The 14,427-nt window shown below is 73.0% G+C and carries 10 protein-coding genes; 3 read left to right on the top strand and 7 right to left on the bottom strand.

Features of this window, described 5'->3' with window-relative positions; all coding sequences use genetic code 11:
• The first annotated feature begins 81 nt into the window (after nt 1–81).
• Complete coding sequence (gene recQ, locus LQ51_RS28980; RefSeq protein WP_046571203.1) at nt 82–1,923, top strand: DNA helicase RecQ; 1,842 nt, start codon at nt 82–84, stop codon at nt 1,921–1,923.
• Nucleotides 1,924–2,009: 86 nt separating this feature from the next.
• On the opposite strand, the gene LQ51_RS28975 is transcribed toward recQ, so the two are convergent.
• From LQ51_RS28975 to rsgA, 5 genes are all read right to left on the bottom strand, one after another.
• Nucleotides 2,010–2,660 (bottom strand): C39 family peptidase, encoded by a 651-nt coding sequence (locus LQ51_RS28975; RefSeq protein WP_046571201.1) that lies wholly within the window; start codon nt 2,658–2,660, stop codon nt 2,010–2,012.
• A gap of 1,508 nt (nt 2,661–4,168) precedes the next feature.
• Complete coding sequence (gene uvrC, locus LQ51_RS28970; RefSeq protein ID WP_046571200.1) at nt 4,169–6,109, bottom strand: excinuclease ABC subunit UvrC; 1,941 nt, start codon at nt 6,107–6,109, stop codon at nt 4,169–4,171.
• Between the two features lie 278 nt (nt 6,110–6,387).
• Entirely contained in the window at nt 6,388–6,879 is a 492-nt protein-coding gene (locus LQ51_RS28965) for a Rieske (2Fe-2S) protein (protein WP_046571198.1), read from the bottom strand.
• Between the two features lie 231 nt (nt 6,880–7,110).
• Nucleotides 7,111–10,056, bottom strand: a complete 2,946-nt coding sequence (uvrA, locus tag LQ51_RS28960; RefSeq protein ID WP_046571197.1) for an excinuclease ABC subunit UvrA — start codon at nt 10,054–10,056, stop codon at nt 7,111–7,113.
• 208 nt (nt 10,057–10,264) lie between these two features.
• Entirely contained in the window at nt 10,265–11,344 is a 1,080-nt protein-coding gene (gene rsgA / locus LQ51_RS28955; RefSeq protein WP_046571195.1) for a ribosome small subunit-dependent GTPase A, read from the bottom strand.
• Nucleotides 11,345–11,572: 228 nt separating this feature from the next.
• On the opposite strand from rsgA, the gene LQ51_RS28950 reads away from it, so the two are divergent.
• Nucleotides 11,573–12,289 (top strand): maleylpyruvate isomerase family mycothiol-dependent enzyme, encoded by a 717-nt coding sequence (locus tag LQ51_RS28950; RefSeq protein ID WP_046571194.1) that lies wholly within the window; start codon nt 11,573–11,575, stop codon nt 12,287–12,289.
• 7 nt (nt 12,290–12,296) lie between these two features.
• Nucleotides 12,297–12,950: an MBL fold metallo-hydrolase gene (locus LQ51_RS28945; RefSeq protein WP_046571192.1), complete on the top strand. Its 654-nt coding sequence runs from the start codon at nt 12,297–12,299 to the stop codon at nt 12,948–12,950.
• A 55-nt stretch (nt 12,951–13,005) separates the two neighbouring features.
• Here LQ51_RS28945 and LQ51_RS28940 read toward each other — a convergent pair whose 3' ends face one another.
• Both LQ51_RS28940 and LQ51_RS28935 read right to left on the bottom strand, forming a co-directional pair.
• Nucleotides 13,006–13,629 carry a DedA family protein gene (locus LQ51_RS28940; RefSeq protein ID WP_046571191.1) on the bottom strand — a complete coding sequence of 208 codons (624 nt, stop codon included), beginning with the start codon at nt 13,627–13,629 and terminating at the stop codon, nt 13,006–13,008.
• Nucleotides 13,630–13,722: 93 nt separating this feature from the next.
• On the bottom strand, nt 13,723–14,397 hold the full coding sequence (locus LQ51_RS28935; protein WP_046571248.1) for a class I SAM-dependent methyltransferase: 675 nt from the start codon (nt 14,395–14,397) through the stop codon (nt 13,723–13,725).
• Nucleotides 14,398–14,427 lie beyond the last annotated feature (30 nt).

The raw sequence follows: 14,427 nt of genomic DNA, 5'->3' as shown, positions 1-14,427 counted from the left end.
CCGGGACGGCGGTTCCCGCTCGGGTGCCGACGCGCCCGCCGGCGGCCGGGTGGTGTCGGGGGACGATCGTAGACTGCGCGGATGGTCTCCCCCACCGATCAGCGGACCGAGGACGCGCTGCGGGTGCTGCGCCGGGTGTTCGGTTACGACGCCTTCCGCGGTTTCCAGCAGGAGGTCGTCGAGCACGTGGTGGCCGGCGGCGACGCGCTGGTGCTGATGCCCACCGGCGGCGGCAAGTCGCTCTGCTACCAGATCCCGGCGCTGGTCCGTGACGGCGTCGCGGTGGTGGTGTCGCCGCTGATCGCGCTCATGCAGGACCAGGTCGACGCGCTCACCGCCGTCGGTGTCCGGGCCGGTTTCCTCAACTCGACGCAGGACCTCACCGAGCGACGCCGGGTGGAGGCCGCCTTCCTCGCCGGCGAGTTGGACCTGCTCTACCTGGCCCCGGAGGCGCTGGCGGTGCGCGCCACCCTCGGCCTGCTGGAGCGGGGCCGCATCGCCCTGTTCGCGATCGACGAGGCGCACTGCGTGTCGCAGTGGGGGCACGACTTCCGCCCGGACTACCTCAACCTGTCGATGCTGCACGAGCGCTGGCCGGCGGTGCCGCGCATCGCGCTGACCGCCACGGCCACCCGGGCCACCCGCACCGAGATCGCCACCCGACTCCAGCTCACCGACGCCCGGCACTTCGTGGCGAGCTTCGACCGGCCCAACATCCAGTACCGGATCGTGCCGAAGCGGGAGCCGCGCAAGCAGTTGCTCGCCCTGCTGCGCGACGAGCACCCGGGCGAGGCGGGCATCGTCTACTGCCTCTCCCGCGCCTCGGTGGAGAAGACCGCCGAGTTCCTGGTCCAGCAGGGCATTGCGGCGCTGCCCTACCACGCCGGGCTGGACGCGGCGACCCGGGCGACCAACCAGCAGCGCTTCCTACGCGAGGACGGGCTGGTCATGGTCGCCACCATCGCCTTCGGCATGGGCATCGACAAGCCCGACGTGCGCTTCGTCGCCCACCTCGACCTGCCCAAGTCGGTGGAGGGCTACTACCAGGAGACCGGCCGCGCCGGGCGCGACGGGCTGCCGTCGACCGCCTGGCTGGCGTACGGGCTGCAGGACGTGGTGCAGCAGCGCAAAATGATCGAGACGTCCGAGGGCGACCTGGCGCACCGGCGCAACCTGGCCACCCACCTGGACGCCATGCTGGCGCTCTGTGAGACGGTCCGCTGCCGCCGGGCGCAGCTGCTCGAATACTTCGGCGAAGGCGGCACGGCCAACTGCGGCAACTGCGACACCTGCCTCGAACCGCCGGAGTCCTGGGACGGCACGGTCGCCGCCCAGAAGCTGCTCTCCACCGTCTTCCGGCTGGACCGGGAACGCAATCAGCGCTTCGGCGCCGGGCACAGCATCGACATCCTGCTCGGCAAGCACACCGACAAGATCGACCAGTACGGTCACGACGCGCTGAGCACGTTCGGCATCGGCACCGAGCTGCGGGAGGCCGAGTGGCGGGGGGTGGTGCGGCAACTGCTCGCCGAAGGGCTGCTCGCCGTGGAGGGCGACTACGGCACCCTCGCGCTCACCGAGGCCAGCGCCGAGGTGCTGGGCCGCCGCCGTACGGTCACCCTGCGGCGCGAGCCGGAGCGGCCGACGGCCGGCCGGTCGGCGAAGCCACGCGGGGCGGCCACCGTCGTCGCCGACCTCACCCCGGCCGCCGCGTCGGTGTTCGAACGGCTGCGCGCCTGGCGCGCGGCCACCGCCAAGGAGCAGGGCGTCCCCGCGTACGTGGTCTTCCACGACGCCACCCTGCGGCAGATCGCCACGGAGGCCCCCGCCTCGCTGGCCGAGCTGTCCCGGATCAGCGGCGTCGGCGAGAACAAGCTGGCCAAGTACGGCGACGGCATCCTCGGCGTCCTCGCCGAGCCCTGAGACCAGGTCCGTCCGCGGACACGACGAAGGGCCGACCCCTTGTGAGGGCCGGCCCTTCGTGTTCGCTCCTGTCAGCGGATGGCCGGTCAGGAGGCGCTGTAGCCGCGGGTGGCGATCCAGTCGGCGAGGTTGTCGATGCTGATGTGGTAGGAGGCGGTGTTCGGGTTGGCGCTGTCAGCGATGGTGACGGTGTGGCCGTTGTCGCGGTAGCCGACGACGCTGATGTAGTGGCCGCCTTCGAAGGAGTGGGTGTTGCCGTCGGTGTCGGTGGTGGTGCCGGCGATGTTGGCGACCACGGCGCGGCCGTCGTCGATGGTGCGGACGATGTCGGTGCGCAGGGTGTCGGTCTGCTTGTCGTCGGCGTTGCTGTTCTTGATCTCGACCGACCGGTAGTGCTTGCCGGTTTCCTTGTTCAGGACGGGGGTGATGTCGTTGATGCTGTTGGTGCCGTTCTCGGTGGTGCCCATTTCCTTGGCCATGGCGTCGACGTCGATGTTCTTGCCGAGCACGGACAGGGCGTTGCGGGTGGCGGCGGGGCCGCAGTAGTAGAAGTTGGGCTGGGCTTCGTAGCGCACGTCGAGTTCGCGTTCGCCGTGGCCCTTGCGGTCGGTGCTGACCTGGGTGGTCTTCTGCGCGGGGGCGGCGTGTGCGGCGATGGCGGGGCCGGCGATTCCGGCGGTGGTGGCGGCGAAGCCGGCGGCGGTCAGGACGGTGTTACGCAGCAGAGTGGTACGCATGATGAGTGCCTCTCTGGTCGGGGGTTGGCGGCGCGCGGGCGCGGGGGTGCGCGAGGCGCCGCCGAAAAAGGGGGGAAAGTCTGGGTGCCTGGCGGTCGGGGGTGACCTGCTCGGGCGTCCGGGGGGTGTAACCATCGGTGGCGGGGAAGTGATTCCCTCGGCCTGGATCCGATGCCCCCCGGGGGGTGGACCGGTGGTGCGCGGTCCGGGGGGGTGTAACGACGGGGGCCGGGACGTCATTCCCCTGGCTCACCCGGGAGTGGTGGTGCGTGGTGGCGGGGGATGTAACGACGGAGGCCGGGACGTCATTCCCTGGCTTCCCCGGCGTCACCCGGGGGTGGACCGGTGGTGCGCGGTGCGGGGGATGTAACGACGGCCGGTGGCCGATCATTTCCGACCGGGGGCCGCTCACCCTGGGGTGGGGCTGCTCCGCGGTCTGCCATGTTCAACGACCCCGGCCCCGGCATGATTCCGCCCTGCGGGTGGCCCCGACCACGGGACGCCAGCCCCCAAATCTGCGGGTGGCCCCGACCACGGGACGCCAGCCCCCAAAACGGGCACTCGGGCACCCGGGCCTTCCGCGTTGCCGGAGTGTCCTCGACGCGAAGGTGAATCTCGTCCGGCCGCGTGGGGTTTCCGGGCGCTACCGACTTGATGGCGGAAACGACTCACGGGCGGAAGGACTCGCGGCGGCGGAGGCAGCGGCTGTGGTGGCGGCAGCTGTACGGCCCAGGCGCGGCGACGCGGACCGACAAAACGGGGCATTCGAACGCCCGAGCGCCTGCGCAAGCCCTCAAGGCGCGGCATCCCCGGCTTCTAGCACCGCCCCGGGTGCGCGGTTCGCTCAGGATGCTGTCAATCGGTAGCCTCCCTGACCTGGGATACGCCTGCTTGCCGCATCCCGAGTCGATCACCAGCCCCGGAAAGTCGCGGCCGTCCCCCGGTCCCGGTTCGTCGCCCCGCCCCGCCGAACCGAGCCGGTATCGACACTCACCCCCAGCCGCCCTCCTCTGCCTCCCCCGTGAGTCGTTGCCGTTATTGAGTCGGCACGGTCACGCCGCCCCGCCTGAGTCGTTTCCGCCATCAAGTCAGTAGCACCCCGCCGTGGGTCGTTTCCGTCAGTGAGTTCGGCAGCGCCACGCGCATCACGTCGTAAGTCGTTTGCGCCATCAAGTCAGTAGCACCCCGCCGTGGGTCGTTTCCGTCAGTGAGTTCGGCAGCGCCACGCGCATCACGTCGTGAGTCGTTTGCGCCAGCCAGTCAGTAGCATCCGGCCTGAGTCGTTTGCCGGCGCGAGTCGGTACCGTCCCGCGTTGAGTCGTTTCGTCATTGAGTCGGTAGCGTCCCACCTGTGAGTCGTTCCCGTCATCAAGTCGGTAGCGTGCGGAAACCAGGCCGTGAGCCGAACGCCGGACACCCACAGCCGCCAAAACCCAAGCAAGCGGGACGCGAGGCAGTTCTGCTCCGCCCGCCACCGGGCCGCTACCCGGCAGCCCACCGGCCCTGCCTCAGGAGTGGGTCTTGGCCGAGCCCGACTCGTCGAGGGCGGCGAGGATCGCCTCGGCGGTCCGCCGGCCCACCCCGGGCACCTCGGTGATCTCCTCGACGGTGGCGGCGGAAAGCCGCTTGAGCGAGCCGAAGTGCCGCAGCAGCGCCTTGCGGCGTACCTCGCCGAGGCCGGGGATGTTGTCGAGCGCCGATTCGGTCATCCGCTTCGAGCGGCGCTGCCGATGGAAGGTGATGGCGAACCGGTGCGCCTCGTCGCGTACGCGTTGCAGCAGGTAGAGCGCCTCGGAGGTGCGCGGCAGGATGACCGGGAACTCGTCGTCGGGCAGCCAGACCTCCTCCAGCCGCTTGGCCAGGCCGCAGAGCGCCACGTCGTCGATGCCCAGCTCGGCGAGGGCCTGCGCGGCGGCGGCCACCTGCGGCGCGCCGCCGTCGACCACGACCAGCTGCGGCGGGTACGCGAACCGGCGCGGCCGGCCGGTGGTCGGGTCGATGCCGGGCCGGTCCGGGTCACCGGCGGTCTCCTCGCCGATCTCACCGGTCTCGGCGCGGGCGTCGAGGTAGCGGGCGAAGCGCCGGCGCAGCACCTCGGACATGGCGGAGAGGTCGTCGGTGGCGCCGCGGACGATGAACCGCCGGTACTCGCTCTTGCGGGGCAACCCGTCCTCGAAGACGACCATGCTGGCCACCACGTCGGTGCCCTGGATCTGGGACACGTCGAAACACTCGATCCGCAGCGGCGAGGTACGCATGCCGAGCGCCTCGGCGATCTCGTCGAGCGCCTGGCTGCGGGTGGTGAGGTCGCCCGCCCGCTTGAGCTTGTGCCGGGCGAGCGCGTCCTTGGCGTTGCGCTCGACGGTCTCCAGCAGCGCGCGCTTGTCGCCGCGCTGCGGCACCCGCAGGGACACCCGGCTGCCCCGTCGGGTGGAGAGCCAGTCGGCGAGCGCCTCGGCGTCGCCGGGCAGCTCGGGAACGAGCAGCTCGCGGGGCACGTCGGCCTCGCCCTGCTCGCCGCCGTAGACCTGGGTGCAGAAGTGGTGCACCAGGTCACCGGTGGTCAGCTCCTCGGTCTTCTCCACCACCCAGCCGCGCTGGCCGCGGACCCGACCGTCGCGGACGTGAAAGACCTGGACCGCGGCCTCGAGCGGGTCGTCGGCGAAGGCCACCACGTCGGCGTCGGTGCCGTCACCGAGCACCACGGTCTGCTTCTCCATGGCGCGCCGCAGCGCGGCCACGTCGTCGCGCAGCCGGGCGGCCCGCTCGAACTCCAGCTGCTCGCTGGCCTCCAGCATCTCCTTCTCCAGCCGCCGGACCATGGTGTCGGTGCGGCCGGCCATGAAGTCACAGAAGCCGTTGACGATCTCCCGGTGCCGCTCGGCGGTGACGCTGCCGACGCAGGGCGCGGAGCACTTGCCGATGTAACCGAGCAGGCAGGGCCGGCCCACCTGGCCGGCCCGCTTGAACACTCCGGAGGAGCAGGTCCGCGCCGGGAAGACCCGCAGCAGCAGGTCCAGCGTCTCGCGGATCGCCCAGGCGTGGGAGTACGGCCCGAAGTAGCGCACCCCCTTGCGCTTGGCGCCGCGCATCACCTGCAGGCGCGGGTATTCCTCGTCGAGGGTGACCGCGAGATAGGGGTACGACTTGTCGTCGCGGTAGCGGACGTTGAACCGCGGGTCGTACTGCTTGATCCAGGTGTATTCCTGCTGGAGCGCCTCGACCTCGGTGGCCACGGTGATCCAGTCCACCGACTCGGCGGTGAAGACCATCTGCCGGGTGCGCTGGTGCAGGTTGACCGGGTCGGCGAAGTAGGAGTTGAGCCGGCTGCGCAGGTTGCGCGCCTTGCCCACGTAGATCACCCGGCCGGTGCCGTCGCGGAAGCGGTAGACCCCTGGCGACTCCGGGATGGTGCCGGTCGCGGGACGGTAGGTCGAGGGGTCAGCCACGCCGCAAGCCTAGTCCGCACCCCCGACAGCGCCCGTCACCGCGCGCCCCCGACCACCGTCACCACGCGCCCCCGGCCACCGTCACCACGCGCCCCCGGCCACCGTCGCCAGGCGCTCCCGGCCACCGTCACCACGCGCCCCCGGCCACCGTCGCCAGGCGCTCCCGGCCACCGTCGCCGCGCGCGCCCAGCCACCGTCGCCGCGCCCCCGGCCACCGTCGCCGCGCGCCGCGCGCCCCCGGCCACGGCCGCGCGGGCGGGGGAACGCGGCGGTACGGCTCAGGCCAGGGTGATCTGCTCCCCGGTGACCTTGATGTTCTTCGGCGCCAGTGGCCTGGTCGCCGGGCCCTGCTTCACCGAGCCGTCGGTGATCGAGAACCGGCTGTTGTGGCAGGTGCAGTTGATCGTGCCGCCGTCGACGTTCGACACCGGGCAGCCCTGGTGGGTGCAGATCGGGTCGAAGGCCTTGAACTCGCCGGCCACCGGCTGGGTGATCACGACGCCCTTGGTGGCAAACACGGCCCCGCCGCCGACCGGGATGTCGGTGGTCCGGGCGAGCGGGCCGCTGCTGTCCCGCTGGCCGCCCTCCGGATCGCCGGCGTTGGTGGCGCCGGGAGGACCGGCGCTGGTCGGCGCCGAACCGCCGGCGGTGTCCCCCGCGTCGTCGCCACAGCCCGCCAGCACCACCGCGGCCCCGACCGCGCCGGCGCCCGCCAGCAGGGTGCGCCGGGTCTGCCCACCCGGTCCGGTCAGCTCCTGATCGTCACTCAATGTCCGGCCCTTCTCTCGGCTGCCGCCACTCGCCATGATCCCGTGGCCCCGCTTCGCAACACGGACCAGGGTGCCGCACGGTTCATACCGGCACGTCACCAATCGGATATCCGAACAGACGTCGTGCCGACCCGGGACCCGGGGCCGCAGCCGGCGTGGAGTGGGCGCGGCGTGGAGTGGGCGCGGCACGGGCGGGCCGCTGCGCGGCGGCCCGCCCGTCGTACGCCCGGGTCAGCGCGCCCCGGCGGGAACCTTGCGGCTGGCCCGCGGGCGGGTGGCGCCGTTGGCCTTGGCCGCCCGCGAGGTGGCCGCCGCGGCGCCCTTGGCCGCGCCGTCGAGCTTGAGCATCGGCCGCAGGAACTGGCCGGTGTGGCTCTCCGGCACCTCGGCGACCTCCTCCGGCGTGCCGGTGGCGAGCACGGTGCCGCCCCGGTGGCCGCCCTCCGGACCCATGTCGATGATCCAGTCGGCCGACTTGATCACGTCGAGGTTGTGCTCGATGGTGATCACCGTGTTGCCCTTGTCGACCAGGCCCTCGAGGACCATGAGCAGCTTGCGGATGTCCTCGAAGTGCAGACCGGTGGTCGGCTCGTCGAGCACGTAGACGGTCCGGCCGGTGGACCGCTTCTGCAGCTCGGAGGCGAGCTTGACGCGCTGCGCCTCACCGCCGGACAGCGTCGGGGCGGGCTGGCCCAGCCGGACGTAGCCGAGGCCCACGTCCACCAGCGTCTTGAGGTGCCGGTGGATGGCCGGGATCGCGGAGAAGAACTCGGCGGCCTCCTCGATCGGCATGTCCAGCACCTCGGCGACCGTGCGGCCCTTGTAGTGCACCTCCAGGGTCTCCCGGTTGTACCGGGCGCCCTTGCACACCTCGCACGGCACGTAGACGTCGGGCAGGAAGTTCATCTCGATCTTGATGGTGCCGTCACCGGAGCACGCCTCGCAGCGGCCACCCTTGACGTTGAAGGAGAACCGGCCCGGACCGTACCCCCGGACCTTGGCCTCGGTGGTCTCGGCGAAGAGCTTGCGGATGTGGTCCCAGACGCCGGTGTAGGTGGCCGGGTTCGACCGGGGCGTGCGGCCGATCGGCGACTGGTCCACGCCGACGACCTTGTCCACGTTCTCCAGGCCGGTGATCCGGGTGTGCCGGCCGGGGACCAGCCGGGCGCCGTTGATCTGGTTGGCGAGCACCGCGTGCAGGATGTCGTTGACCAGGGTCGACTTGCCGGAGCCGCTGACCCCGGTGACCGCGATGAGCTGGCCCAGCGGGAAGCTGACGGTGAGGTTGCGCAGGTTGTGCTCGCGCGCCCCGTGCACCACCAGCTCCCGGCCCGCGGTCTGCGGCCGGCGGACGGCCGGCGTCGGGATCTGCCGGCGCCCCGACAGGTACGCCCCGGTGACCGACTCCTCGTTCGCCAGCAACGCCGGCACCGACCCGCTGTGCACGATCTTGCCGCCGTGCTCGCCGGCCCCGGGCCCGATGTCGACGATCCAGTCGGCGACCCGGATGGTGTCCTCGTCGTGCTCGACCACGATCAGCGTGTTGCCCAGCCCGCGCAGCCGCAGCAGCGTCTCGATCAGCCGGTGGTTGTCCCGCTGGTGCAGGCCGATCGACGGCTCGTCCAGCACGTAGAGCACCCCGACCAGGCCGGAGCCGATCTGGGTGGCGAGCCGGATCCGCTGCGCCTCGCCGCCGGAGAGGGTGCCCGCCGGGCGGTCCAAAGAGAGGTAGTCCAGCCCGACGTCGAGCAGGAACTTCAACCGGGCGTTGATCTCCTTGAGCACCCGCTCGGCGATCATCTTCTGCCGGTCGGTCAGCTCGATGCCGGCGAGCAGGTCGGCCGCCTCGCCGACGGAGAGGTTGCAGACCTCGGCGATGCTCTTACCGGCCAGGGTGACCGCGAGCACCTCCGGCTTGAGCCGGGTGCCGCCGCAGGCCGCGCAGGGCACGTCGCGCATGTAGCCCTCGTACTTGTCCCGCGACCACTCCGACTCGGTGTCGCTGTGCCGGCGCTCGATCCACTGCATCACGCCCTCGAAGCCCGTGTAGTAGGAGCGCTCGCGGCCGTACTTGTTGCGGTAGCGGACGTGCACCTGGTCGTCGGAGCCGTGCAGGATCGTCTTCTGCGCCCGCGACGGCAGCGCCCGCCACGGGGTGTCCACGTCGAAGTGCTCGGCCTCGCCGAGGGCCTCCAGCAGGCGCAGGAAGTATTCCAGGTTGTGCCCGGTGGCCCAGGGCTGGATCGCGCCCTCGCGCAGGGTCCGCTCCGGGTCCGGGATGACCAGCTCCGGGTCGACCTCCTTCTTGGTGCCCAGGCCGGTGCACTCGGGGCAGGCGCCGTACGGGGCGTTGAAGGAGAAGACCCGGGGCTCCAGGTCCTCGATCGCGAGCGGGTGGTCGTTGGGGCAGGCCAGGTGCTCGGAGTAGCGCCGCTCCCGGTCCGGATCGCCCTCGGCCAGGTCGACGAAGTCGAGCAGCACGATGCCGCCGGAGAGGCCGAGCGCGGCCTCGACCGAGTCGGTCAGCCGCTGCTTGGCGCTGGGTTTGACGCTGAGCCGGTCGATCACCACCTCGATGGTGTGCTTCTCCTGCTTCTTGAGCTTCGGCGGCTCGGTCAGCGGGTGCACCACGCCGTCGACCCGGGCCCGCGCGTAGCCCTTGGCCTGCAACTCGGCGAAGAGGTCGACGTACTCGCCCTTGCGGCCGCGCACCACCGGGGCCAGCACCATGAACCGGGTGCCCTCGGCCATGGCGAGCACCCGGTCGACGATCTGCTGCGGGCTCTGCTTGGAGATCCGCTCGCCGCAGACCGGGCAGTGCGGCTCGCCGATGCGGGCGAAGAGCAGCCGCAGGTAGTCGTAGACCTCGGTGATGGTGCCGACGGTGGAGCGCGGGTTGCGCGAGGTGGACTTCTGGTCGATGGAGACCGCGGGGCTGAGGCCCTCGATGAAGTCGACGTCGGGCTTGTCCATCTGGCCGAGGAACTGCCGGGCGTACGAGGACAGCGACTCGACGTAGCGCCGCTGGCCCTCGGCGAAGATGGTGTCGAACGCCAGGCTCGACTTGCCCGAACCGGAGAGCCCGGTGAAGACGATCAGGGCGTCCCGGGGCAGGTCGAGACTGACGTCACGCAGGTTGTGCTCGCGCGCGCCACGGATGATCAGTCGGTCGGCCACAGTGCCTGTGCTCCCGGAGAAAGAATGGAGGCGGATCTGTCCGCTCGGAGCGTGCTCTGAGCGGTTTTCGAAGGTTGTCGAGGCGCACGGAAGACGCCCGGGCAACTCTAGCCCCGAGGTATGACAAGTTTCCGCGCGCGCACATTCCCCCAGGTCAGCTCGGTCGGGCGGGGCGCGCTCGCCCCACCCGACCGCCGCCGTCCTCCGGTCAGAATCCGCCCGGCGCCGGCGGCGCCGTCGGACGCCCCGTCCGGCGCCGGCCACCCCGCCAGTTGCCCCGCCGTTCGGCCGCGAGCCGGGACTCCCGGCGGCCGCTCTCGAAGGCCACCTCGCGCTGGAGTCGGCGCCAGCTCTCCCAGCGCCGGGCCGGCAGCTCACCGCTGTCCAGCGCGGCGCGCACCGCGCACGCCGGCTCGGCGTCGTGCGCGCAGTCGGCGTACCGGCAGCCGCTGGCCAGCTCGGCGATGTCCGCGAAGGCCCAGTCCAGGCCGGCCGCGCCGTCGAGCAGGCCGACGGCCCGGACGCCGGGGGTGTCCAGCACCGCGCCGCCGCCGGGGATCGGCACCAGGGCCCGCCAGGTGGTGGTGTGCCGGCCCTTGCCGTCGGAGCGGCGGATCGCCTGGGTACGCATCACGTCCGCCCCGGCCAGGGCGTTGACCAGGCTCGACTTGCCCGCGCCGGAGGGCCCGAGCAGCCCGAGCGTCCGCCCCGCGGCGACGTGGCGGCGCAGCGGGTCCAGCCCGGTGCCCCGCTCGGCGCTGACCGGCAGCACCGGCACCCCGGGGGCGAGCGCGGCGAGTTGCCGGGCCACCGCCACCGGGTCGGCGGCCAGGTCCGCCTTGGTGAGCACGAGCAGCGGCTCGGCCCCGGACTCGTGGGCCAGGGAGAGCAGTCGTTCGATCCGTTCGGCGTCCGGCGCGGGGTGCACCGGCTCGACCACCGCGGCGGCGTCGAGGTTGGCGGCGAGCACCTGCCCGCTGGCGTCCTTGCCGGCGGTGCGGCGGATCAGGGCGGTACGCCGGGGCAGCACCGTCTCGACCGTCACCGGCCCGTCCGGCCAGGTGGCGAGCAGCACCCAGTCGCCGGCGCAGGGCAGCGCGGTCAGGTCGCGGGCGGCGGCGGCCAGTACGGCCCCGCCCAGGCTGGCCCGGACCGGCCCGTCCGGGCAGAGCACGGTGCAGACGCCACGGTCGACGCGGGCCACCCGGCCCGGCCGGCGGTCGGCGTGCCGCGGTAGGTGGGCCGCCCGGTCGGCGTCCCAGCCGAGGGCGGTCAGATCCAGTGTCATGGTGTCCTCATCGGTGTCGAGGGGGTTCAGGGCGGAACACGGGTGCTGCGACCGGCATGCTCACCACCTCCCCCCGACTCCCGGCTGCCGCGTCCGGCGACGACGCCGACCGGGCGCGTCGAACCGGCGCCGCGACCGAAGCCGTCGCCCAGACGGTAGGGGGCGCGACGGCGCGCCGAAAGCTATTTCCCCGGCGACGTCGCCAGGCCGTACCGCTAGGGTCGTTTCGTGACCAGCGATCCCCTCCTGCTGACCGGCGAGCTGGACGAGGCCATGGCGCGGCTGCTGCGTACCGTGTCCGGCTTCGGCCCGGCGGACGTCGCCGCCGCCTCCCTGCTCCCGGGTTGGACCCGCGGCCACGTGCTGACCCACCTGGCCCGCAACGCCGACGGCTTCGTCAACCTGCTCACCGCCGCCCGCACCGGCGAGCCGATCCCGATGTACGCCAGCCCGCAGGCCCGCTCGGCCGACATCGAGACCGGGTCCGGGCGGCCGGCCGCCGACCTGCTGGCGGACCTGCGGGACAGCGCCGAGCGGTTCACCGCGGCGGTGGCGGCCATGCCGGTCGAGGCGTGGGCGGCCACCGTGCAGGCCCGGCGCGGCCCGTGGCCGGCCGCGATGCTGGTCTGGGGGCGGCTGCGGGAGATCGAGGTGCACCACGTGGACCTGGCCGCCGGCTACCGGCCGGCGGACTGGCCGGACGCGTTCGCCCAGCGGTTGCTGCACGAGGTGGCCACCGGCCTGGCCGGCAACCCGGCGGCGCCGGCCATGGTGCTGCGCTTCGACGGCGTCCGGCACGAACTCGTCGTGGGTGACCCCGAGGGGGCGCCCACGATCACCGGCCCCGCGCCGGAACTCGCCGCCTGGCTGACCGGGCGCAGCACCGGCGAGGTGCTCACCGTCACGCCCGACGGTCCCCTGCCGATCCCACCGGAATGGATATAGAAGCCGCATGACCTACACCGGAGACGTCACGCCCGGCGGCACGCCGGACGTCCGCGACCTCGACCGGCTCACCATCACCAAGGTTTCGGTGGGGCCGATGGACAACAACGCGTACCTGCTGCGCTGCCGGGAGACCGGCGAGCAGCTGCTGATCGACGCCGCCAACGAGGCGCCGCGGCTGCTCGAGCTGATCGGCGACGGCGGGCTGGCCACCGTGGTCACCACCCACCAGCACATGGACCACTGGGTGGCGCTGGAGGAGGTGGTGGCGAAGACCGGTGCCCGCCCGCTGGTGGGCGCCGAGGACGCCGAGGGTCTGCCGATCGACGCCGCCCCGCTGCGCGAGGGCGACACCGTGCCGGTGGGCGCCTGCGCCCTGGAGGTCATCCACCTGCGGGGGCACACTCCGGGCTCGATCGCGCTGCTCTACCGCGACCCGTCCGGCGTCCCGCACCTGTGGACCGGCGACTCGCTCTTTCCCGGCGGCGTCGGCAACACCAACCAGGACCCGGAGCGGTTCGGCCAGCTCCTCGACGACGTGGAGAACAAGCTCTTCGACCGGCTGCCCGACGAGACCTGGTTCTATCCGGGCCACGGCAAGGACAGCACGCTCGGTGCCGAGCGCCCGGCGCTGCCGCAGTGGCGGGCCCGCGGCTGGTGAGCCGCCGCCGGCGCGGGTCGTGGACCCGCGCCGGCGCACCCGTCCCCCCGGGCGGTCAGCCCGCCGACCCCACCCCGGTCAGCGCGCGCAGCGGGCGCCGCGCGCCGTAGAGCATCGCCCCGGCGAGCAGCAGCCCGACCAGCATGGTGAGCAGCGCCGGGCTGGGCGCGCCGGGCAGCAGCCCCGACACCGTCCGGGCCGCGGTGCCGAGCCCCACGTAGAGGCCCGCCCAGAGGGTCGCCCCGGGCGCGGCCGCGGCCAGGAACCTCGGGTACGACATCCGCAGCCCGCCGGCGGCCAGCGGCAGCAGCGCGTTGAACACCGGCAGGAACGGCGCGACCAGCACCATCCGGCCGCCGCCGCGGCGCAGCACCGTCTCCGCCGCGGCCCACCGGGACTCGCCGATCCAGCCGCCCAGCCGGCTGCCCCGCAGCGCCACCCCCCAGCGCCGCCCGGCCAGGAAGCTCAGCGACCAGCCGGCCAGGCAGCCCAGCACCACCGTCACCACGGTGGCCACCGCGGTCGACGGCCGGCCCGCCCCCACCGCGGCGAGGACCGCCGCGTCACCGGGCACCAGCACCCCGACCAGCGGTACGGCGTCGGCGAGCATGACCAGGCCGAGGGCCGCCATCAGCGACTCGACGGGCAGCTCGCCGAGGTGGGCCAGTAAGTCGATCACGGCTCGAACGCTATGGCCGCGACCCACCCGGCACATCCGGCCCGATCCCCCACCCGACCCTGACTACGCCCTCGGGGTCGACCCCCGGTCCACTCAGTGCGGTCGCAGCACCTGGACCCGGCGGACCGGGGAGTCGACCGCCGGTTCGGTGGTGGGCACCCGGTAGCTGGCCACCACCTCCAGCCCGTCCGCCGGCAGGTGTCCCCGGTCCGGATCGCCGACCAGCACCTGCGCGCCGCGCGCGGCGGACCGCTGCAGGAACGGCAGCACCCGGGCGGCCAGCGCCGCGTCGTAGAACACGTCACCGGCGACCACGAGGTCGACGTCGGCGGTGCCGTCCAGCAGGTCGCCGCCGGTGGCGACCACGCTCACCCGGTTGGCCCGCGCGTTGACGGTCACGGCGGCCACCGCGTACGGGTCGACGTCGTTGGCGACCACCAGCTCGGCGCCGGCGAGCGCGGCGGCGACGGCGACCAGCCCGGATCCGGCGGCCAGGTCGAGCACCCGCCGCCCGGTGACCAGCTGGGGGTGGTCGAGCAGGTGCCGGGCGATCGCCTGCCCGCCCGCCCAGACGGACGCCCAGTACGGCGGCGGCAGGGACCGGCCGGCGGCCGCCTCCATCCGGGCCCACCAGAGGATGGCGTCCTCGGCCAGGTGCAGCCGCACCTCCGGCACGAACGGGGTGTCGACGAGCCGGAGACCGTCCAGGCCACCACCGTCGCCCGCGATCTCCCGTTCCAGGTCGGCCAGCGCCGTCCGGGTGCTCATCGGGGCAAGCATGCCCCGCAGCGGCCCTCG

This window comes from Micromonospora sp. HK10, from assembly GCF_000982955.1.
Taxonomy (GTDB): domain Bacteria; phylum Actinomycetota; class Actinomycetes; order Mycobacteriales; family Micromonosporaceae; genus Micromonospora.
This window is presented reverse-complemented; position numbering and strand designations above follow the sequence as displayed.